Origin of the sequence: Pseudomonas sp. DTU12.3 (assembly GCF_004124275.1) — a bacterium.
In the GTDB taxonomy this organism is placed as follows: domain Bacteria; phylum Pseudomonadota; class Gammaproteobacteria; order Pseudomonadales; family Pseudomonadaceae; genus Aquipseudomonas; species Aquipseudomonas helmanticensis.
In genome coordinates this window covers 5,209,276-5,232,236 of sequence record NZ_CP027218.1, presented here as the reverse complement: position 1 = coordinate 5,232,236, position 22,961 = coordinate 5,209,276, and the positions used below count along the sequence as shown (strand labels likewise).

The 22,961-nt window shown below is 58.2% G+C and carries 14 protein-coding genes; 8 read left to right on the top strand and 6 right to left on the bottom strand.

Features of this window, described 5'->3' with window-relative positions:
- Positions 1-141: 141 nt before the first annotated feature.
- The gene (locus C2E19_RS23910) at positions 142-2,553 is read right to left on the bottom strand and encodes a glucose/quinate/shikimate family membrane-bound PQQ-dependent dehydrogenase (RefSeq protein ID WP_129395364.1); all 2,412 of its coding nucleotides are present in this window, start codon (positions 2,551-2,553) and stop codon (positions 142-144) included.
- A gap of 217 nt (positions 2,554-2,770) precedes the next feature.
- Positions 2,771-4,132, bottom strand: coding sequence for a carbohydrate porin (locus C2E19_RS23905; protein ID WP_129395363.1), 1,362 nt, complete (start codon positions 4,130-4,132; stop codon positions 2,771-2,773).
- Positions 4,133-4,464: 332 nt separating this feature from the next.
- On the opposite strand from C2E19_RS23905, the gene C2E19_RS23900 reads away from it, so the two are divergent.
- Positions 4,465-4,695, top strand: coding sequence for a VF530 family DNA-binding protein (locus C2E19_RS23900; RefSeq protein WP_129395362.1), 231 nt, complete (start codon positions 4,465-4,467; stop codon positions 4,693-4,695).
- 1 nt (position 4,696) lies between these two features.
- Positions 4,697-5,326 (top strand): Pr6Pr family membrane protein, encoded by a 630-nt coding sequence (locus C2E19_RS23895; RefSeq protein ID WP_129395361.1) that lies wholly within the window; start codon positions 4,697-4,699, stop codon positions 5,324-5,326.
- A 142-nt stretch (positions 5,327-5,468) separates the two neighbouring features.
- On the opposite strand, the gene C2E19_RS23890 is transcribed toward C2E19_RS23895, so the two are convergent.
- Together C2E19_RS23890 and C2E19_RS23885 are read right to left on the bottom strand one after the other, a co-directional pair.
- A complete protein-coding gene (locus C2E19_RS23890) occupies positions 5,469-6,257 on the bottom strand; it encodes a siderophore-interacting protein (RefSeq protein WP_129395360.1) in 789 nt (262 codons plus the stop codon).
- Positions 6,254-6,829 carry a PadR family transcriptional regulator gene (locus tag C2E19_RS23885; RefSeq protein ID WP_129395359.1) on the bottom strand — a complete coding sequence of 192 codons (576 nt, stop codon included), beginning with the start codon at positions 6,827-6,829 and terminating at the stop codon, positions 6,254-6,256. Before C2E19_RS23885 ends, C2E19_RS23890 begins: the two co-directional genes overlap by 4 nt.
- A gap of 515 nt (positions 6,830-7,344) precedes the next feature.
- Between C2E19_RS23885 and C2E19_RS23880 the strand changes: the two genes are divergently transcribed.
- The 6 genes from C2E19_RS23880 (at position 7,345) to C2E19_RS23855 (ending at position 14,415) form a co-directional block, all read left to right on the top strand.
- Positions 7,345-7,821: a CS1 type fimbrial major subunit gene (locus C2E19_RS23880; RefSeq protein WP_174823949.1), complete on the top strand. Its 477-nt coding sequence runs from the start codon at positions 7,345-7,347 to the stop codon at positions 7,819-7,821.
- A gap of 108 nt (positions 7,822-7,929) precedes the next feature.
- On the top strand, positions 7,930-10,452 hold the full coding sequence (locus tag C2E19_RS23875) for a CS1-pili formation C-terminal domain-containing protein (protein WP_129395357.1): 2,523 nt from the start codon (positions 7,930-7,932) through the stop codon (positions 10,450-10,452).
- Positions 10,453-11,715, top strand: coding sequence for a hypothetical protein (locus C2E19_RS23870; protein WP_129395356.1), 1,263 nt, complete (start codon positions 10,453-10,455; stop codon positions 11,713-11,715). It begins immediately after the preceding gene.
- Between the two features lie 76 nt (positions 11,716-11,791).
- Positions 11,792-13,063 (top strand): hypothetical protein, encoded by a 1,272-nt coding sequence (locus C2E19_RS23865; RefSeq protein ID WP_256661240.1) that lies wholly within the window; start codon positions 11,792-11,794, stop codon positions 13,061-13,063.
- Positions 13,064-13,122: 59 nt separating this feature from the next.
- Positions 13,123-13,869: a molecular chaperone gene (locus C2E19_RS23860; RefSeq protein WP_129395355.1), complete on the top strand. Its 747-nt coding sequence runs from the start codon at positions 13,123-13,125 to the stop codon at positions 13,867-13,869.
- A gap of 54 nt (positions 13,870-13,923) precedes the next feature.
- Positions 13,924-14,415, top strand: a complete 492-nt coding sequence (locus C2E19_RS23855; protein WP_129395354.1) for a CS1 type fimbrial major subunit — start codon at positions 13,924-13,926, stop codon at positions 14,413-14,415.
- Positions 14,416-14,426: 11 nt separating this feature from the next.
- Here C2E19_RS23855 and C2E19_RS23850 read toward each other — a convergent pair whose 3' ends face one another.
- Positions 14,427-19,109: a dermonecrotic toxin domain-containing protein gene (locus tag C2E19_RS23850; RefSeq protein ID WP_129395353.1), complete on the bottom strand. Its 4,683-nt coding sequence runs from the start codon at positions 19,107-19,109 to the stop codon at positions 14,427-14,429.
- A gap of 165 nt (positions 19,110-19,274) precedes the next feature.
- Entirely contained in the window at positions 19,275-22,388 is a 3,114-nt protein-coding gene (locus tag C2E19_RS23845; RefSeq protein WP_129395352.1) for a transglycosylase domain-containing protein, read from the bottom strand.
- Positions 22,389-22,961: the final 573 nt, after the last annotated feature.

Here is a 22,961-nt window from a genome sequence, read left to right as displayed (position 1 = left end):
AGGCTGCGATCTTTTGATCTGGCTTTTAAGAATCAAAGTCAAAAGATCGCAGCCTTCGGCAGCTCCTACAGGGGCGTGGTCAGCAATAAAAAAGGCGATGTCCCTTGCTGGGCATCGCCTTTGTTTTACCGCCGTTGAAGCTTATTCCGGCAGTTTGTAGGCAATGATGTAATCGCCCATTTTGGTGCCCAGCGAACCGTGACCACCTACAACCAACAGAACGTATTGCTTGCCGTCCTTGCCGGTGTAGGTCATCGGGGTCGCTTGACCACCCGCAGGCAGACGCGATTTCCACAGCTCTTTACCGCTGTTCACGTCGTACGCGCGCAGGTACTGGTCGAGGGTGCCGCTGAGGAAGCCGACGCCGCCAGCCGTGACCATCGAGCCGCCCATGCTAGGCACGCCCAAGGTGAAGCCGATCGGGATTGGCGAGCTGTCGCGGCTGGTGCCGTTTTTGCGTTTCCACACGACTTTGCCGGTGGTCAGGTCGATACCGGCAACGTAGCCCCAGGCCGGGGCCTGGCACGGTACGCCGAGTGGCGACATGAACGGGTGCATGATCACGGCGTATGGCGCGCCGGTGTTCGGTTGCACGCCAGCGGTTTCGCTTTCGCGTTTGCTGCCGGCGGCGACTTGCTCGCGTGGCACCATTTTCGAAACGAAGGCCATGTAGTTCGGGCTGGTGAACAGGATCTGACGAACCGGATCGACCGAGACGCCGCCCCAGTTGAACACACCCACGTTACCCGGGTAGATCAGGCTGCCCTGTTCCGACGGCGGGGTGTACTGGCCTTCGTAACGCAGTTCTTTGAACTGTATGCGGCACAGCATCTGGTCGAACGGGCTCGCGCCCCACATGGCTTTTTCGGTCAGTTCCGGGGCCAGCAGGTTGAGGTCCGAACGCGCCTGGGTCGGTGCGGTGTGGTCGCCTTTCACGGCGCCTTGCGGAACCGGGATTTCCTTGATCGGGATGATCGGCGTGCCGTCACGACGGTCGAGGACGTACAGGCTGCCCTGTTTGGTCGGAGCGATCAGCGCCGGTTTCACGCCGTCGGTGGTTTTCATGTCGAGCAGGGTTGGCTGGCTGCCAACGTCCATGTCCCACAGGTCGTGGTGGGTGAACTGGTAGTTCCAGCGCACTTTACCGGTGGCCAGGTCCAGAGCCACGATACCGGCGCTGAATTTCTCGGCGCCTGGGGTACGGTCGGCGCCCCACTGGTCTGGAGTCTGGTTGCCCAGTGGCAGGTAAACCATGCCGAGTTTTTCGTCGACGCTGGCCAGCGACCACATGTTGGCCGAGTTGCGGCTGTAGGTTTCGCCCGGTGCCAAAGGCTCGGTGGCGTCTGGCTTGTCGCTGTCCCAGTTCCATACGAGGTGACCGTCGTGCACGTCGAAGGCGCGGATCACACCCGATGGCTCGTTGGTCGATTCGTTATCGGTGACGTGACCGCCCATGATCACCAGATCACGAGTGATCGCGGCCGGCGAGGTGGAGTAGTAACCACCGGCGGTGAACGGGCCGATACCTTGGGTCAGGTCGACCACACCTTTGTTGCCGAAACCTTCGCAGATCTTGCCGGTGTCGGCGTTCAGTGCGATCAGGCGGGCATCAGCGGTTGGCAGGTACAGACGACGCGGGCAAGCCTGAGCAACGGCTTTGCCAGCTTCAGAAATCACAGCGGAGGCTGCGTTTTCAGTTTTGGCGTACGCGGCTTCGTCGTAGTACGACACGCCACGGCAGGTCATGTGGGCGAAGCCTTTGAAGCCAACCGGGCTCTTGATCTGCGGGTCGAAGCGCCACAGTTCTTTGCCGGTGTCCGGATCCAGGGCCAACACTTTGCTGTGCGCGGTGCAGGCGTAGACCATGCCGTTGGCTTTGAGCGGGGTGTTTTCGTTGGTCAGCTCGACCGGGTCATCCGCAGTCGGCAGGTCGCCGGTCTGGATGCGCCAGGCTTCTTGCAGCTTGCCGACGTTGGCCGGGGTGATCTGTTTCAGTGGCGAGTAGCGGTCACCGAATTCGGTGCGGCCGTAAGCTTGCCAGTCGCCATCGGGCATGGCTGGCGCGGTGCTGGTGGTGTCTGCGGTGTCGCGACCCAGTTCGCCGAAGGTTTCGCCCGGGTGGGTGAACAGGCTGATCAGCGCGGTGAGACCGGCCAGAACCACGGCCACGGTCAGGCCGCGAGTGCCCATTGGCGCCGGGCCGTCAAGCAGTAGCGGACGGCGGAACCACGGCAGCAACATCACGAAGCCGAGGACAAACCACAGCGCCAGACGTGGCACCAGTTGCCACCAGTCCAGACCGACTTCCCACAGCGCCCATACGGTGCTGGCGAACAAAACGATGGCGTACAGGCCCAGTGCCGCACGACGACGCATCAGCAACAGAATGCCGCTCAGCGCAATGCCGATACCGGCCAGCAGGTAGTACAGCGAGCCGCCGAGCATGCTCAGCTTGACCCCACCGGCCAACATGGCCAGGCCCATCAGCAGAAGCAGAATGCCGAGCAGACTCGGTAGCAGACGGCTTCGACTCGAAGCACTTTCGGTGCTCATAGTGTGATTCTCCGTGACGTTTCAAATAGTCCCGCGCAGTAGTCACTGTAGATGACGATTGGGCGCGGGCATGGTTCAGATAAAAACTTGTCTAGCTAACGAATTTTCCTGTGGGAGCGAGCCTGCTCGCGAAAGCGGTGTGTCAGACGACTTCTTTGGTGAAGTTGAAATTGCTTTCGCGAGCAGGCTCGCTCCCACATTGGGTCTCAGTGGTTTTCTAGAACGACGACTGGATTTTGATCCCGCCGATCAGGGCGTCGTCGATGTTGTTCACGCCACCGGGGTGGCGGATGTATTGCAGGTTCGGGCGTACGGTCAGCCAGTTGGTGACATGCACGCCGTAATACAGCTCGGCGCTGTATTCGGTGTCTTGCGGCGGCAGGAACGACGGATCGTCATAGTCGTAAACGGCGTGGGCCTGATTCGTCGCTTCGGCATTTTTGCGGTACGCCGGGTTGACGTGGACGCGGGCGAGGGCGAAACCGATGTCGTCCTTGGCGCGGGCATCGAACGGGCCTTTGTAGGTGATGCCGGCCTGCACGTAGTTGTCGATCGCGTTGGTTTTCTTGTCATGCATGGTGCCGTTGGCGAACACGCTCAAACCGCGACTGTTATCGCTGGCCACGCTGGTGACTTGCTGCTGAATACCCAGCCACACCCCGTGTTTGCTCGACGCACTGCGATAGGCTTCGCCGCTGAGGGCTGCCGGTTGGCCGTTCTGATCTTTATAAGCGTCGGTGGCCTTGGCGTTGCTGTAGTAATAGCCGGCGCGGTATTCGCCCGGCAGGCCGTTGAGCTTTGGCGTCCACACCAGTTCGATCGGCAGGATTGCGCCCTGGGTGCCGCTGCCGCTGAGCTTGAAGCCGTTGCCGCGATCGAGGTTCGACGGGTTCTGCTCGTAGGCACCGACCTGCGCGTACAACTCCGGGGTCAGGTGATATTTGACGCGCATCGCCCACTGGCTGACCGGCCAGTTGTACCAGATGCCGCCGACCCAGTTGCCGACCTGCGAGCCGCAGAAGGCGAGGTTCTGGAAGTCGCACGGGAAGCTGTTGAAGTCTTCGCCTTCGCCGAAACGGCCAACCTTGATGTCGAGTTTCTGATCGAAGAATTTCTGCTGATACCACATCTGCGTCAGGCGGGTGGTCTGGCCACGGCCCCAGACTTCCTGCGCCGAGGTGAAACCACCAACGCGTGGATCGTTGATGCGGTCGTTGCTGATGTTGTTACCGCTGCGCTTGGTGATGGTCAGTTGAAACTCGGCGTCGTTCCAGCCGAGGATCTTTTGCAGATCGAGGTGCGTGCCCAAACCGAACTGATCGCTGTAACGCGCGGTGCGGTCATGGTCGTAGCCGCCGTGCAGGTTGCTGCCCATTTCGCCGGTGTAATCGAGTTTGAAGTCGTAGCCTTTTTCCGAGAGTTCGGTGCGCGTGCCGTTCCAGTCACCGAGCATGTACGGTGATTCACTGTCGAACGCGGGGGCCGCTTGGGCGCAAGTGGCCAGACCGAGGGCGGTGCAGCCGCCGATGGCGCGCAGGGTTGAGATAGCGCTGTCTCGGGAGAAGGAAAAATCGGGCATGGATAAGTCTTTTTTTGGTGTTTTCGGGGTGCAATTCGAGCGCTTCAATATGTCGCAGGCAGTGAAGCGATTCAGCAGAAGGGCGGCAGGATAATGATCTGTTACAAAAAGACAAAGGCCTTTTGTGAACATGCATCCTTTCGGATTTGGTAACAGTGCGAAAAGATCGCAGCCTTCGGCAGCTCCTACATTGAAATGCGTACACGTGTAGGAGCTGCGGAACGCTGCGATCTTTTGACCTTGACCTACATTTGAAGGAAGCCCTTCCACCACAGCATCCCCTCGGCTAAGGTGCGCGGCTTCTGCATTTTCACTTCGCCCAAAGGCCTGGCATGAACGACCAAACCCCCGATCCGCTGCACGGCGTCACCCTTGAACAGATCCTCAATGCATTGGTGGCCCATTACGAATGGTCGGGGCTGGCCGAGCGCATCGATATCCGCTGTTTCAAGAGCGATCCCAGCATCAAGTCGAGCCTGACGTTTCTGCGCAAAACCCCGTGGGCACGGGAAAAGGTCGAGCGTCTGTACGTGAAGTTGATGCGCACCAAGCGACCGCTCTGAAATGGACGCCGTCGGGCGCCGTCGCCTGATCACCTGCGCAGCCGTATTGGGCTGGGCAGGGTTGGGTATTCAGATGTATCTGGTTTTGTATTACCGCTTGAGCAGTGGTGGCAGCCTGATGGGCGGCCTGATGAGCTATTTCAGCTATTTCACGGTGCTGACCAACATTGGCGTTGCAACGGTGCTGACCTGCGCCGTCACTGAGCGAGAAACCGCTGCGCGCCGCTGGTTTTTGCAACCGTGGGTGAGCAGTGGGGTTGCTGTCAGCATTGTTGTTGTCAGCCTGGGCTACAACGTGTTGTTGCGCAGCCTGTTCCGGCCCGAAGGGGTGCAGATTGTTGCCGATGAACTGCTGCACGACATCATGCCGTTGGTGTACCTCGTTTATTGGTGGGGCTGCGTACCCAAGGGAACCTTGCAGCTTCGGCACGTGCCGCTTTGGTTGATTTACCCGGTTTTGTACTTTGCCTATGCCTTGCTGCGTGGGCATTTGCTCAGCGCTTATCCGTATTGGTTTCTCAGTGTGAGTCTGTTGGGTTATCCACAGGTGTTCATTAATGCCGGGGGGATATTGCTGGGGTTTGTGTTGATTGGACTGCTGTTGATTGGCCTTGACCGAACTCGGCGATGAAAGTCAAAAGATCGCAGCCTTCGGCAGCTCCTACATTGGATGCGTACACCTGTAGGAGCTGCGGCACGCTGCGATCTTTTGATCTTGTTTTTGAAAAATCAAAGTCAAAAGATCGCAGCCTGCGGCAGCTCCTACGGGGGGATCAGTCCTCCTCGGAGGTTCCTTCAGCGCGCCAGTAGCCGACCGCTTTGATCAGTTGCTCATCCAGCCCATGCTCATCGATCAGCACCCGGCGAATCTGCCGTGAAACCTTGGTCTCCGTCGCGACCCACGCATACAGATTGCCCTTCGGCACCTGCAACTGTTTCACCGTGGTCAGCAGATTGTCCTTACCGCCCTCGCGCAGCACCCAGATCACGTTGACCTGCGCTGCACTCTCCAGCCGTTGCTGTTCTGCACCGTTTTCCACTTCGATCACCACCAGTGCCTTGCGGTTGGCCGCCAGGCCTTCGAGGCGGCGAGCGATGGCGGGCAGGGCGGTTTCATCGCCGATCAGCAGGTAGCTGTCGAAGATGTCCGGCACGATCATCGAACCGCGCGGCCCACCGATGTGCAGGAATTGCCCCGGTGCAGCTTGCTCAGCCCAGGTCGACGCAGGGCCGTCACCGTGCAGAACAAAATCGATGTCCAGCTCCAGTGCATCGAGGTCATAACGGCGCGGCGTGTAGTCGCGCATTTCGGGCATCGGCCCGTTGTCCTTGCCGGCGCCGAGCACCATGGTCTCCAGCGCCGCCGTCTGTTCAGCGTTCTGCGGGAACAGCAGTTTGACGTGATCGTCCGTGCCCAGACTGATGAATCCGGCCAACTCCGGGCCGCCAAGGGTGATGCGGCGCATGCGCGGGGTCAGGTCGACCACGCGCAGCACTTCAAGCTTGCGGCGTTTGATTTCGTGCATCACGCGGTGAATGGTTTGGGTATCGACTGCGGTCATTCGGCTTTCTCCTGGGCAGATTGAACGGCAGGGCCGTCGACAATGGCTTTGGCGGTGTCGTTGAGCAGGTCACGCACACGCAGGATTTCTTCCGGGCTCCAGCGCCCGTGGTGCATTTGCAAGGCATGGCGCAGGTTATGCACCGCTTCATGGATTTCCGCTGGGCGATCGTGGCCACGCAGCGAACGTTTGCTGACGTCGATGCGCATGCGCACACCGTCCAGGGCCACGGCCTGTTCAGTCAAAGACAAACGTCCGGCGTCGGTAACGCTGTAGCGTTTTTTACCGCCTTCGGCGTCACCGGCAATCAGATCGCTTTCTTCCAGAAAGGTCAGGGTCGGGTAGATGACACCGGGGCTCGGGCTGTAGGCACCATCGAACATGCCTTCGATCTGGCGGATCAGGTCATAACCGTGGCAAGGCTGTTCGGCGATCAGCGCCAGCAGCAGCAATTTCAAGTCGCCAGGGGCGAATACTCGGGGGCCGCGACTGCCGCGTTCGCGGCCGGGGCGCTTTTCGAAGCCGTCACGGCCGTCGCCGTGTTCGCGGTGGGGGGAATGATGGTCTCTCATTTTTTCCTTCTCTCTCGTCGTGTTTAGATACAACTTAAGATATATCTTAATGTCTGCGCAAGACCTTCTGACCGACGGCGTCCTTCCATCAATCGAATTTTCGGCAGCACGGGCGCGCAAATGATCAAAAAAAAACAGTATTAAATCGCCCGCTAAAGGCGCAGTTTAGTGCTAACTCTCTAATAACCGATGACAGCCTTTAATATCAGGAGAGTGTGGTATCGGTCTTACGGAAGTTGCTACAAAAGTTGGCGCGTCAAGACAGATTGCTGGCACGCTGTAGTCTCTCTCTTACAGTTGAACTGGTACTTTTAAGAAATTCACGGTTTTTTCTTTCCGGGGTGATGGTCGACAGGCTACAAGTTCCTCGGAAGTTGCCTGCTTACTTTAAATATAAATTGGTTGATGCTTGTCTGGCGTTGCAAGTGGCTGGTGAACGCAAATCGCTCGTGACCGTTTCGCTCGCCAAACACTTGCAATGAATCAACCCCTTTATATAAGACAGGTATTGAATGATGCTCAAGAAACTCGCCTTTGCCGCACCTCTGACCGTATTGGCCATGAGTGCTTCCATCGCGTTCGCCGCCACCGAAGCAAAACATTCGATCAGTCTGGTTGCGCATGTGCCTGCCGACGATTTCTATGCGGTACCGGTCGATGCCGATCTGGTCAACAAGGACCAGGACATGAGCTTCAACCCGTCGACCGCTTCGATGCGTGAAGTGAATGGTCATTTCGACGTGCTGCACACTGCCGGCAAGGTCCACGCCCGTCTGGAAAGCGTGCCGAAGCTGATTGCCGGCAACAAAAGCATTGATCTAAAAGTCGAACTCAACGGCAAGACACTGACCACTATTTCGCAAGAAGTGGTTGGTGAAGCAGAGTCCAACACGCGCTACCGCGCGCCCTTCAAAATCAGTGCGGTCGGCGCCAAGCCAACGGCTGGCGATTACACCGGCGTGGTCATGCTGGTTGTAGAACCTTCGGCTTGATCGCTACGGGCAGCAAATAACGCTTACTTGTCCAAGTAACGTAACCGGCCGGCAACTTGTCTGTTGTCCGGTCGGGCTTTTACTTTCCGGTAACCAGAGTATCCGTTCATGTTTCCGATGACGCCCATCGCGGCTGCGCTTGCGTTGCTGTCATGCACCAGCGTACTGGCGGCGCCCGTACCAGTTGATAACACACCGCGAAGTTTGCTGGCGCAGGCAAAAGGTTTGCCGGCAGAGTTTGAAGAACACTTTTTTGATGTCCCATTGGCAGTTCGGCTGGAACTTGATAAACAGCCGTTAGGCGAGGCAATGATCGTATTGTCGCGCGATGATCGTATTACTTTGCTCGATTTTACCGACACCAGTGACAGTCGTTTCAGCGACAGTGAGCGTGACACCTGGGCAAGCATTCTCAAACCCGGAGTCGCCTTGGGGGGGTGCAGCGGACAATGCCCCGAGCAATTGCTGGCGGTGCATTACAACCTGGAAAACTCGCTGCTCTCGATTGCCACGGAAAACGCCGAGCGTGATCTGCAGACCCAGCGCTTTTACGATCAGCCTGAAGGCGGCAGCAGCGGACTGATTTTGCGCAACCAGCTCAACTTCAATGGCGGGCAGGACCAGGATCCGGGTGGTCGGCTGGGTCTGGAGGCCAGTGGCAGTCTCGGTAACTGGAGCCAGACGTTCAACATGCAACTGGCGCGTCTCGGCGGGCCGGACGACAAGACCTACCATGCAATCCATGAGCTTTATACCCAGCGCGAACTGCAAGGCAGTTTTTTCCGCCTGGGCTATTTCACCCCCAATTCCGAAGGCCTGACCCGTCAACCGCGCTCGTTCGGCACCAGCCCTGACACGGCGGTGGGCGTGATGTACGGCAGCTCCGACAGCCTCGCGGTCGACAGTCCGCGACCGAGTGTCTATCCGATCTTTGTCACGGCTAACCGGCAGGCCTCGGTGGAAATCTTTCGTGATGGCCTGCTGATCAATACCCAAGCGGTTCCCGCGGGCCTGCAGACGCTTGATACCCGCCCCTTGCCTGGCGGCATTTATGAAGTGGAAGTGCGTTTGATCGAAGACGGTCAGACCACCTCGACCACTCAGGAACTGGTCTATAAACCCGTCAACTGGAGCAACCTCGACGACCGCTGGCGCTACAACCTGTTCGCCGGGCAAGAAAGCAGACTGTTCAGCAACTGGGATGAGCAGGACAGCGGCGACATGACCGCAGGCGCCTCGGTCAATTATTTGCTGCATCCGCGGGTGATTCTCGGACTGTCGACGCGCCAGGTACGCGAAAAGCTGCAGTTCGGCAGCTCGATCGACTGGAGTGTCGCCGATAACACCAGCGTCTACGCCAATCTCTATCAGACCGAGGACCACGGCACCGGCGTTGATTTGCAGGGGCTGTACAACTACGGCGCCGGCAGCCTGGTGATCAGCCACAATCGCAGTTGGCTCGACACCCGCAACACCTATGACACGCTACCCGACAGTACGCGGGTGCGCCAACGCAACGTGTTCACCGGCGAGACCAGCAATTCGTCGCTGGCGCTCAGTCACCGTATCAGCCGCAAAAACTCGCTCAGCGCGCGGGTCTCCCACAGCGAGGGAAATGTTCAAGGTGTAGGCGCGGACCTGGGCTGGTCGCAGCGTACCGAGCTATTTGGCAGCGACGCCAGTTGGCGGCTGTCGTTGTTTGATCGGCCGGGCAGTTACAGCAGCGGCGATGCGCGCAATCGCGGCGTCGACCTCAGCGTCAGCATGGCGCTGGGCGGCGCAGGCCAGCAAATCTCAGGCAGCATCGGCAGCCGCACCGCGCGCGATGGCAGCCGTGACAACAATGCCTCGGTCGGTTATCGCAAGGACCTGCAAGACCATGTACTGCAGAGTGTTTCGGTGACGGCGCTGACCGACACTTATGGTGTCGGCCTGGCCAGCCTGGCGAATTTTCGCACCGACACGGTCAATGGCGACGGCTTCCTGCAGCGCTCCTCTTACAACGGTAATTTCACCGGTGGCCTGAACCTCGACAGTACGGTGGTCGTCGGTGCCCGGCAGTTGGTGATGACCAGCCAGCACCACGGGCGTGGCGCGGGCATGATTGTCGATGTCGAGTCGGACATCTCCGGTATATCTCTGCGCGCCGATGACCTCAGTGGCGGCAGCGCAGCTCTGCACACTGGACGCAACTTCATACCGCTCACTGCCTACCGCAATAGCTCAGTGAACTTTGACTTTGACGGTAACGACGTCCCGGCGGCGAGTATCGAACCGTCGCGTACGCGCTATCACCTGAACAAGGGTGGCGTGGAGTACAGAAAGATCAGAGTGATGAAGACCCTCACCGTTCTCGGTCGGTTGCTCGATCCACAAGGCCGGCCGCTCAAGGGCCACCACGTGATCAATCACGCGAGCCGTGGCGTCAGTGAAGTCGACGGTTTTTTCTCGATGGAAATGCATGCGGGCTCACCCACTCTGCAAGTGCGTTATGCCGACCAATTGCTGTGTCAGTTCCGGCTCGATACCAACCAGCATCGCAGTGAAAACAACGTGCTGATGATCGGGGATCTGCGCTGTTCGCCGGATACGCTGGCGGATGCCTCATTCACTCGACAGGAGGCCAGTTGAATGGTCATTTTCACAAGCCCGTTGCTGAAGTGGCTTCGCGACGGCCGGTGGTTGTGCCTGTTTGCATTAGTGGCGACATACCCGGTCGAGGCCGCTACTCAGGAAATCAGAGCGTTATTCACGCCTGACTCCGCCAACCCGCAAAGTAACAAGTTCATCAATAAAACAATGTCCACCGGTTATTGCGAGTACTACCCCGATATCTGTCGCAACAGCGAAACCTTCAGCATCCGCTTGCTGACACGCCTGGAGTCGAACAAGCCGATCCAGGCCAATGCCGGTCCACGTGATAGCGCGATGTTCAAGGTGCCGGGGGGATGGCGCTCTTTGATTGTCACCAATGCCGCTACCAATGAAAAAGAAATCGTCGAAGTTCGAATTTCCGGTGTTGGTTCCAATTATGTCTTGAGTGAGACCGCGGCCAAACTGACAGGTGCGCCGAATGCCGGTGAAGGCCATAACCGCTTATGGACCGGTGGAGGTTGGGTGTATCCAGCGCCTCCCTGCGCTACCACCGGCATGGGCTTTTATGGGCACGAAACCTACGCTTTTTTCTGGAAAAATCCGGATGAGCGCGCCTGTATAAAAACCGCCAACTTCACCATCCCTGCCATGACCTATGGCTACCTGGATTTTGCCTACGAACTGCGTACGCCCAACCCGCTGGGCATGTCCTCTGGGCTTTACACCGGAAGCTTGAGTTATAGCCTGGGCCCTAACAGGGATTTCGACTTCGGCGATGTCATGATTCCGAACGACCCGGACCTGACCCTGGATTTCGTGCTGGACGTGCAGCACACCCTCAAAGTCGAAATTCCTCCCGGTGGCGAGAAAGTTCAGCTGGTGCCCGCCGGTGGCTGGCAGAGTTGGCTGCACGCAGGACGTAGGCCGGTCAGCCTGTTCCGCGACCAGACTTTCAATATTTCCGCGTCGTCACGTTTCAAGATGCAGTTGAGATGCGCAATTGGCCTGTCTCCCGATTGTGCGCTGGAGAATCGTGCCGAGAATCGACGAGTTCCGATACTCGTCAGCGTCAGTCTGCCCAACGGTCTGACGGACCTCTCCGGGCAACCGGTCAGGCGCCTGCGATTGAGGCCTGGTAGCGAGAATGCACTGTTTTTCAAACCAGGTTTTTATGTGGATCGGGCACCGGGGACACTGCATTTCGAGGTCTCGCCAGAAAGCGTGGGATTTATGCTACGACCCGGTATTGCTAGCTCATATTCCGGTGGCGTTTATGTGATCTGGGATTCGGAGATCTGATAGTACGCTGCGAGTCAGCAGGCCACCGTCCGTGGCTGGTGTTCGCCATACGAGTCAATTTACAGGGAGTTTCAGTGTGAAGACTTGCAAGGGGGTTGCGCGGTGGTTGTTACGTTCTTTAGTGGCGCTGTTCAGCCTGCTGATTCCTGTTTCGGCGCAGGCCGCCTCCATAGATGTAACTGCTTCGTTCAAGCCTGATCCGGGTAACCCGATGCGCAATGAATTTATCAATACGACGCCGTTTAGCGGGCACTGCTCCAGTTACCCGACTTTCTGTGAAGGACTATCGATTTTCAGTATTTTGGTACCGATCGAATTCAATTCCACCGGCCCGATCGAAGCCCGGCACAGTGATCTGCGCAAGGGCGCGATGTTCAAACCCCCAACCGAGTGGGTACCGCTGCAGGTCGTTAATCAAGAGACCGGAGAGCAGTCGTTGTTGCAGATGCGCATAGCATCGATTGGTGGCCGGTACTACTTGCCGGATCGTGTGCAAAACATCATCGGTGAGGGAGCTCCGGACAGTAATTCGAGTGCGCACGAGTGGCTATGGGGTGGGTACAACTGGACTTATCCACCGGCACCCTGTGGCTACACCGGAGGCATGTTTGTCGAGCCGACATGGCGTTCGTTCTTTTGGTTGACGCCACCAGGCAGCAGTTGTGTACCGACGGCCGCTTACCGGATTGAAAACCTGCGCTATGACATGTTTCAGATCGGCTACGAGCTTCGCACCCCCAATCCCCTGAAAATGTCCCCGGGACGCTATGTCGGCAGTCATACCTATGGGGTCGGGCCCGGGCGTGATTTCGATATGGGCGACATTATGTTGCCCAGCGATGACAGCCTGACCATCAACTTCAATCTGGATGTTCAGCACACCCTCCAGGTAGAGATACCTCCCGGAGGCAACAAAGTCCAATTGGTTCCGGCGGGGGGCTGGCAGAGCTGGCTGCAAGCGGGGCGTAAACCGGTGCGGTTGTTTCGCGACCAGACTTTCAATATCTCGGCGTCGTCGCGCTTCAAGATGCAATTGGAGTGCGGCAAGGCGATGCTTTTCAATTGCCTGATTACTGACCCGGTCTCGGGGCGTGAGGCCGTGGTGCAGGTGAGTGTCAGCCTGCCCCATGGGTTGACCGACCTGGCCGGCCAGCCGGTCAATCGTCAACCCTTGCGAATGGGCTTGGGGCCGGAACGACTGGTTTTCCAGCCCGGGCATTACGTTCACCGAGGCCCCGGCATCCTGCACTTCGAAATGTCGCCCTATTACGTCAATCAAATTGTGCAGGCCGGGGTGGCTGCCCGCTATGTCGGGGACATCACGGTGATATGGGATTCGGAAGTCTGATGGGCCGCGTATCGATACGAGGCGCTTGCGTTGTGTTCAATGTAAAGAGGTTTATGGCTATGAAGCGTTTGTTGCTGTTGATGGGATTGAGCGGTTTTTCCCTGGCCATTTCGGCCGGGCCGCAGATTAACGTCGGCACGGTGTACGACTATCTGGATGGCGACAAAAGCACCTACCTCAAGCGGGTGTTCAACAGTGGAGACAGCACCGCATTCGTCAAGGTCAACATCCTCGAAATCGTTTACGACGCCGATGGTAAATCGCGGGAAGTAGAGGTCAGGAACCAGGCGGACATGACCAGTCGTGATGGTCTGATGGCCAGTCCCGCGCGATTGATCGTCCCGGCCAATGGCATGCAGGGCACACGATTGTTGCTGATGGGCGCGCGTGATACCGAGCGGTATTTTCGCGTGCGGTTTATCCCGGTAGTGCCCGAAAAAGAAGATGAGTTCGCTGTTTCCGCCGAGGAACGTGACGAATACAAAAACAACTTGTCGGCCGGGGTCAATGTCATGACCGGCTTCGGCACGGTGTTCTTTGTGCGCCCGAAAAACAGCCGGTTCGACAGTGTGATTGAAGACGCTCCAACGACGTATCGACTACGCAACATGGGCAACACCGTGGTGGTGATCGATGAGTTTCGCAACTGTGCGCTGAAAGACGAAACCGACTGCGAATCGACCACCAAACACCATATTCGCGCCGGCAACAGCTTCGAGTTCGAAAAGAAACCTGGGCGTGAATACCGCTTCAATCTGGTGGAAGGCGACAGCAAAAAGCCCTTGCGCGTGAACACCCCGTCTTGACCTGGTGCGGGTGTCTTCGATGCCCGTGGTCTTTATCTGTAACAGGTACCCGAAATGATCAAAAAAGCGGCCATGGTGGCGTGGCTAGGGATGACGCTGAGCAGCTCGCTGGCGTTTGCCGCGCGGGAAGAGCATCGGTTCGAGGTTTCCGTGGATATACCGACGCTGGGGTTTTATGTGATCCCGTCAGAGACGGACTGGATTCACCGTGAGCAAGTGCTGCCATGGAACGTGAGCAGCAAATCGCTGGGCGGGCTGCGCAAGAACTTCGATGTCAAGCACGACACCAGCGCAATAGAGGCTCGCCTGGAGAGCGAGCCCTATCTGTCCAATGGACACGACACGCAGAACATCTACTTTCGCGTCAGTTTCAATGGTGTCGCGTTGAGTCATGCCGCATTGCCCAAACAGGTGCTGTCACTCCAACAGGCTGTCGCTGGCGGGAGGTTCCCGCTTGAGATTCAGCCAATACCCCCCGCCGGTGGTTACAGGCCGGGCACCTACCATGGCAACGTGCAACTGATCTTCAGTGCGGCAGCTCCTTGATACGCCGACGGTTAAAGGCCTGCGCGCTTCAACGCTTCACGGGTCAGACGTCGCGCCAGTTCTTTTTCGTCATCGCCCAGATCGATCAGCAAACGATCGAATACCGAGTCGCTGATGGGGGCATCGTCAAACACCACGGTCGGTGGCACGGCCAGTTCGTTGATCAACGCGTTGAGTTGCTCGCGAAACGTTGCGCGATCATCCTCCGAGGTTGATTCAACCCATTGGCGCTGGGTTTCGCGCAGACTTTCGAGCCGTTCATACCTGGCCTGATACAGACGCTTGTTGCTTTCGCTGCGTACCGGGTATTTGTCGTGCAGGTGCTGCGCCCAGAACTCCTGCTCAAGCATGGCGTTCACCAGCCCGTCACCTTCGCCCAGCGCCAGCACCGTGTCATACGCCTGATCAATCATCGTATCCGAGACACCGGATACCGGTCGGTAGAGCATGCCTTCGGACTGCCAGGGCAGACCGAGGCGTTTGGCCAGTCCGGTCTGATACGCCAGATAAACTTCAACGTCATCGGGATTGCCAGCGCGGCCCGCGACATCGGCCCGGGCAATCTCGTTGACATGCTCCAGCCGCGCCGCGCCTTTGGCCAGTGTCACCAGTTTCATCTCCAGCTCTGCCGGATCAGTGGAGTAGGCGTGGGCCTCGAAAGCCAGGACGTTGATGCCCATATGGTTGAACAACTGTGCACCGGCATCGGCGCAATCCACTGGTGCTACCACCATGGTAAACAGTTTTTCCCGCAGACGACTGTCAACGTGCACAGCGTCGAGCATGCGCCAGACGCGTTGCATCAGTTGATCACGAACCGCCCCCCCGGCGCGGTAATCGGCAAAGTCACGCACACTGAGCAAGGTCGCCATGAACGGCTGGGCGGCAGGCTCCTCGACCAGTTCGGCCCATGGTGTTTCACGATTGACGCCCCAACCCGGCACATCCCCCCAATAATCCGCTCCGTAGGTCGAGATGATCGAAGTGTTTTCAAATTGACCAAGCGGTATGAGTGGTTCGGGAGGCAAGGCCATGGAGCGACGATGTGCCTGATAGCGCAGCTGGTTGATTTCCGACAGCCCGACGACGTCCAGTCGCGTGCGCGCCACGAGCCATTGCGCATCTGACCCCGTTGCCACTTCAGGCAATCGAGAGAGGGGGTTGCCGCGCAGGTCGAGCAGGAAACCACGCGGTCGGGGTTTGGCCAGCGTCCCTTCGGGCCAGCTGGTTAGGCCGGTATTCCTGAGAGTGATGACCTTCAGGCGCGGCATGCGTGCAAGGTCGGGCGACAGACTTAATGGGTTGTCGTCCAGTTTCAATACTTCCAGATAGGTCAGGCTGCGCAGACGGGCGACGGCGGTGGGGTCCAGAACGATCTGATTATTGCTCAAGCGAAGGCGTTCGAGCCGACGCACCGAAGAACCTATCTGATCAGGCAAACGTGTCAGCTCACACCCTTTGGCACTGAGTTCGATCAAATGCGGGAAGTCTTTGAGCAGGCTGCTCGGGTCAGTGGAAAACCGCGTATTGTCGAGTTTCAGCAGCGTGATTTTGTCGAGGAATTTCTTCAGCCCCGGCCGTTTTGCCCACCAGATTTGCAGGTCCAGTGGAAGCATTTCCCGCGAGAGGTCGAGGGCGTAGGTGGCGGGGTCGGCGCGGTTACCAAGGTCTTCATTTTTGCGTTCGAAACAGTCGAGCAGACGTTCATAAATATGCAATCCGCCGTCGTCGCGAAAACTCTGACTGTGTGGCCCCCAGGTCTCCGGCTGCTGGTAACGCCAGCGGTGGACAATATTGCGCAGCTCATCGAGATCCCTTGCATGAGTTTCAATGGCTTTGAGCGGTTCGCCCTGCTCGGTCAGGGCTTCAGCGAATACGTTGACTTCACTCGGGCTGAAATGCGGGTGCAAATCCTCGATGCGCTCCTGCAGGGTGGCGGCATTCTTGGTCAAGCCCGCGCCACGCACCAGAAGCAATGTTTCGTGTTTGGCCACCGGGCGTATCGGTGGGCTGGCGAGCAGCGTGCGGCGCTCACTCGGAGGCGCGGTCTTGGCGAGAATCCATTGCTTGAAGGGTTCAATCTCGTTTGGCCGATAACCCAGGACGCTGCCGCCTTCCTTGTCGATAGCGTGAAGGATCGCTTCATACAGACCACTCGTCTCGTGGATGAGACGATTTTCGCCATCACGCACTTGATAGCGGTCTGTGGCGATCCGCACCAGCACTCGAACCTGTTTGGCTGACTCGACACCGGCACTGCAGCGCAACTCGCCATCGAAAGTGCCTTCACGGATTTCGATCCACAGGGTGCCGAAGGTGTCGGTGTAGTGACGCAAGGCTCCGATAATCAGGCGCTCGCTGTCGATGCTGCTCAGTGTTTCGAGCTGCAAACCTTGGGCAGCCCTGACCGATTGCAGTTCGAATTGCACCTCACGTGCCAGCGTTCTCAAATGCAGCGGCAAACGACGCTGCAGGGTGATCTGCTGCAACTCCAGCGGGCGCGCCTGGGCGATCACGCGTTCTGCGAGGACTGACGAGAGCTGCGGACAATCCACCAACACCTGTGCTGCGGCTGGCGACAGTGGCGGCGCGACTTCCTCTGGCGCCATGCCAAGGTGGATCAGGGTGTCGAGCAACAAGGGCGGAGGCGGGGTGTTTTCAACATGCATACGGCGCAGCATGTTTTCTTCGGTGCCGGTAAACAGGCGAATCTGTTCCAGTTGTGCGTCACTCGAACCTTCGGTGCCATGGACGACTCGTCGCATCAATTGCGCTGTGGACCACTGTCGCGGGTTTTCCGTTTCGCAGACCCAGGCGCCACGGGCGTTGTTTTGAAGAGAGGGCGAGTAGGCGCGGGGCCGTTGCGGGTGGCGAATGCGATGCTCGCCGGTCAGCGGATCCTGTTTCACTTCAAACAGATGCTCATCCAGCCGCAACAGCTGTTTGTCGCCCACCGAATGCAATCCCTGTGCATCGGGCGTGACGGTTGTCGGCAGGGCCTCTGCGGGCAAGCGATAAGGAGTCAGATCAGGGTTCCACAAGCGTGTCTCGCCGTCCGCCAGTTGCACCGGCTTCATGCCTTCGATAAACGGTGAGAGCTTGAGCCGGGCGACGTGACCGAGTGTGGCTCCGGCGGCGAACGCGCCCAACTGCACGATGCTTTCGAGTACGCCGATCGCTTGCTCACCCGCCTCGGCAAAGTGCCCTTCGGCCATATCCACCACACCTTCGAATGCGCCATCGAGCAATTGATAGGTGGTGTAGGCCAGCATCAGTTCGCCCACAAACGGTACGAACGGTGTTACCACCAGCAGTGCTGCGTTGAAAATATCCGAGAGGATTTTTTCCAGATTGTCCCACCAGGCCCAGCGTGCCATTCGATCGGCGTAGGCGGTGGAAATCGCAATCTCTGTAGCGTCACCGAGGATCTTGTTGAGCTTTTGTCGATACAGATAGCCCCATAGATCACCGTTGAACCGCGTCTCGCGGTCGTCCTGGAACCGCAACAGGCTGAATTGCAGATTGGGGTTGTCCACCGGTGTATCGCGCCAGCTCGGCGCGTTGGAACCGGCCGGTGCCGGTTGCCATTTAACCTGGCTCAGACGCTCATTCAAACGTGAAAAAAAATACCCTCGTTGTTGCTGATTGATGAACTGGCTGAAGAACGTCTGATAGCTTGCCGGCGATGACTTGTCGCGCAATTGCCGGGTGAGCTCGCTCATGAACTCAAGCGCCGAGGCGTACTGCCTGAGCGGATGTTCAGGGTCGTGGGGCACGTAGGCAATTATCGGCACAGGGGTTTTCGCGCTGCGTGGGTCGGGGATGATGAGGACGACCCCGTTCAACCTCACATCCATCAGGGCGAGATTGTAGTAATTGACCGGTTGACCGTGCCAGCGCAGGTTGCGGCGGTCATCAAGCATGCCCTTCACAACGTTGTAGGCATCCTCGGTGATGTCCTTTTTCATCAGCGCCATACGGGCGGCGACATTCAACGCGGACTTTTGGCTGAGTACGACCTTGTGCCGTAGTACATGCTTTGCAACGCCATCGGACGGCAACAAAAAAGCATTCAAATGCTCTTGGTAACGGGCGCCGAGATCCAGTTCCCGACACAACGATTTGAACTGTTCGACCGTCAGTTTGTGTTTGAGCTGCTTGACGCTGAAATGCCCATTGGCATCAGGGCGGGTGATGAATTCCGAGTCCTTGCTGAAAAACTCGTCACTGGCGAAATTATGCAGCGCAGCATCCAGCAGAGAGATGGTGCGGCTGTTCGTGCCGGCAGCGAAGTCATGTGTCCACCACGATGTATTCGCTGGCGCGTAGAGGCGCAGCCAGGTTTGCTCGACGTCATCCTCGATAGCGAAGCGCTGCTTCAGCGCCTGTTGCAACAGGGGTTTGGCAAAGGCGTAGACGTCTTGCAGATTACTCAGTGCGCTATCGACGCCGTTCTGGCTTTTCCAGGCCAGTTGCAGGTCGTTTTTCAGGCGCAGGTGATCCCCGTGCGAAGTCTCTCGATGCCACTGAGCAAGGCTGGGGCGGTTTTTTTTCAACTGCTGGATGCGCGCCGCATTACTGCTCAGCAGCCACGCGGGCAGGGATTTTTTGATCGTCTCGTAATGAACGCTGACATCGGCAGGCATCAGCGGCACCGGCACGGGCGGTAGCGCTGACAAGGGAGTGAGGGGCATCGCGGTGATCGTCCTTGATCGGAATGGGACGATCAGACTAGGCAACAGCACTCGCCAAAAAAAGCGCAAAAAACCGCTTGGTACTGTACTGAATTCGATCTCTGGCTGCGAAAATCAAGGTGCAAAAAATACAATGTTATCGCCACACGCAGACTTGTTTGTGCCTTAGCGCGTGGCGGTGACCTGCGGCGTCTGGCACATCGTGTGCGTGCCCGGTTGCAGATAGGGCGACAGGATCGGCGCCATACCCTTGAGTACCTGCACCGGCAGCGCCGACGTGAATTTGAAGTTTTCCGCCGAGCGCCCCGGCACGAAGGCGGTCAGGGTGCCGAAATGGTTGTTGCCGATGTAGAACACAAACGTCGCCGTGCGGTTGATTGATTTCGAGCTGAGGATGCGTCCGCCGGAGCCGATGGCTTCGATGCGGTTGTCGCCGGTCCCGGTCTTGCCGCCCATGACCAGCGGCGTGCCGTCGGCGGTTTTGAAACTGCCGGAAACACGTTTCGCCGTTCCTGAATCCACCACTTGCGAGAGCGCCTCGCGCATGGCCGTGGCGACTTCCGATGGCATCACCCGTTTGCCGACGTGGGGGTCATTGGTCACGCGTGTTTCGTACGGAGTGTCGGCGGCAAAATGCAGGCTGTCGATACGCAGCGTCGGCATGCGCACGCCGTCGTTGAGGATGGTGCCGATCAGTTCGGCAAGCGCTGCGGGACGATCACCGGAACTACCGATCGCGGTCGCCAGCGATGGCACCAGATGGTCGAACGGATAGCCGACTTTCTGCCAGCGCTGGTGAATCTCGAGGAATGCTTCGATTTCGAGCATGGTGCGGATGCGGCTATCGCGGGCACCCTTGTGCTTGCTCTTGAATAGCCAGCTGTAGACTTCCTGGCGCTCGAACTGGCTGGCCTTGACGATCTGGCTGAACGTCGCGTCGGGGTTGTGCAACAGGTAGCCCATCAGCCACAGGTCGAGCGGGTGAACCTTGGCGATGAAGCCCTGATCAGGCAGGTCGTAGCTGCCGGGGCCGTAAGAATCGTAAAGGCGGATCAGGCGATCGTCGGTGAGTTTTTCTGTCAGCTTGGCGCCTTTGAGGTGTGCGCGCACGAAGGTGTTGAAGTCTTCCTGAGTGGCATCCGGCAACAGATAACGGTGCACCGCAGCCATGCGGATCGGCGTTGGACGCATGCTGTCGAGGAACGTATCAAGCCGCGCCTGAGTGTCCTTGTTTTTGTATTTCTTCCAGAATTTGAGCAGGAACGAGGTGCCTTCGCGGTCGGCGAAATTGGCCAGGTATTCCTGACGGCGCGGGTCGCGATCATCCTTGAGCAATTCGGCGCTGCTGTTGGGGCCGGAGTAGGTGACGTAGCGCACCACATCGCGCATCAGGCGAATGAACGGCAGGTTGATCGATTCTCGTAGAGCGTCGCGCAACGTCGGTATGCGACCGTTGTCTTCCTTGCGAAAGTTGTGGAACACATGCAGACCGCCACCGGTGAAAAACGCCTCGCCGGGGCTGGCGGAGTATTTGCGATCGAGCGCTGTGCCGAGCATTTTCGACAGGTCGCGATCCTTGTTCTGCATCAGGTATTCGATGACCCACTGGCTCAGGCGATCCTGATCGGGGACTTCGACTTTCTTCAGTTCCGGCACTGACATGCCGCCATATTTGTCGTGCAGTTCGGAGATGATTTGCAGGTACGTGGTCAGCACCCGCATCTTCGCCGTAGAGCCGAGTTCCAGCTTGCTACCTTCGTTGATGTCGAACGGCTGATCTGTACTGTCGGTCTGGACGCGCACCCGCGAGCCGTCCGGAGTCAGTTCGAACAGTGTGAAGCTATAGCGCACCTGAGTGGTGCTGGTCGGGGTCAGCAGACGCTCGCCCATCAAGCCGATCTGCGCGGCGAAGGCCGGGTCGGCGAGTTTTTTCAGGTACTCGGTGGCCTGGGTTTGCAAGTCGCCCTGCAAGGTACTGGTGGCCGACAGATCAAGGCGATCAAGGTCGTACAGCGGACGGTTGAGCATGGTCGCCAGACGACTGCGGGCGACGCTGATGCCCTTGTTGGTTTCGATTGGCTGAATCGTCGGCTGGGTCTGCCAGTCGCGGTAGGTGACTTTGCTGGTCAGTGCGGCATCGGCCAGGGTGCTGTCGATCACAGCGTTCTGTTTGAGCAGGCGCAAGTGGCTGTCGGTGAGGTCGGCGAGCTCTTCGCGGCCCTTGGTCAGGTAATGCGACGGACGGCGTTGGGCGATCATCAGCGAGAGCATTTCACGCAGGGCCAGGCCTTTGTCGGCCATGGTCTTCGGATCGGTGGCCGGGCTGTTCAGTTGTTCGTTGGCCTTGTTGAAATCGCTGCCGTACCAGACCCGCAAGCCCTCGGCCATGCCGTGCACTTCGCCATGCCCCGGCACCGCCGACAGAGGCACGCTGTTGAGGTAATCGCGAACGATGTTCTGCCGTGCACCAAGAGTTTCCGGGCCGGGCTGATAGGCGCGCACGCTGGCGGAAATCATCTGGCGGATCTTCTCCGCGCCGGACACCGTCAGGCCGTCCGGTGAGTGGCGGTATTTTTCCAGTTGCGTCGCCAGCGTACTGCCGCCGGCCGATTGACCGGGCAGGTGCAGCAGTTTCGCCACCTGTGACCACGCAGCCATGCCGAAACGCGGCCAATCCACCGCCGGGTTGGCGCGGGGCTGTTTGGGGTCGAGCAGGAAGCGGTTTTCAATGAACAGCAGACTGCTGACCACCACTGGTGGAATGGCCGCGAAGCTGGAATACAGTTGTTGCGGATAGTTGTACTTGTACAGCGGCGCAGCGCGGCAATCGGTGATGGTCAGGCCGGCCTGGATTTTTTCCGAATACGGTACGAACAGACCTTTGTCTGTGTAGCTGAGCAGGGCCGGGGAGAAACGCGTTTGCTCGGTGATCACGTAATTGCGCTTGAGCAGGCGTGGCAGGAATTCATCCAGAGAGCTGTAACCCAGGCGCAAGTCAAACGGGCCGTTGCCGGGGTAGTGAATCGCTTCACTCGGGCCTGATTCCAGCTTGTAGGTGAGCGATGACGCGTATTTGCTGACTTCAGCAGACTGGAAGCGCGAGGTGCGCATTTCCTTGGACGCAGCCAGTCCTACCACGATCGCAATAATCAGCAGCAACAACCAGAAAGCCTTCCAGCCATGCCGGGAACGGCGTGGTTTTTCGGGGACAGGCGCTTGATCCACACGTTCAGTCGGAACCACGGTTTTACTCGAATCGGTTTGCCACAAAGCGCCCATAGTCGACTGATCCATTACGCAGATTGATCGGACTTGTCTGAAGCTTAGACGGTGGTTGGCGATGGTGAAAAAATTGTGAAGGGTTGAGGGTGGGGAAGTGCTGAACAAATCTGGAAGTGGGGCCGATGGCATTGAGGTTTAGAAATTTTGTGGCGAGGGGATTTATCCCCGTTGGGTTGCGAAGCAACCCCAAGGCCAGTCACTGCAGTTTGTCTGATACACCGCGTTGACTGGGTTACGACTGCTGCGCAGCCGAACGGGGATAAATCCCCTCGCCACAGGAAATCCACTTACTTGTGAATGGGTAGATGCTTGGAAATGACCGGGATAGAGCTGTCCAGCGGTAAATGCTGGCAAAGCAGGGGCATGACGGTGCACCAATGCTGTGCAATACTCGGCGCCTTTTTCGGCGGCAAAAATTCCTACGAAACCCAGGGAATGCCTCTCCGCAAACCGGGCTTTTGCCGAGAGTTGTCGCTGAATGTTGTGGTTTATAGAGTGAAAACTCCTGCCCAAGGCTTTTTATACTGCACGCCCCGCTGATCTTGCAGGTTTTGTCCTACAAGACGCGTT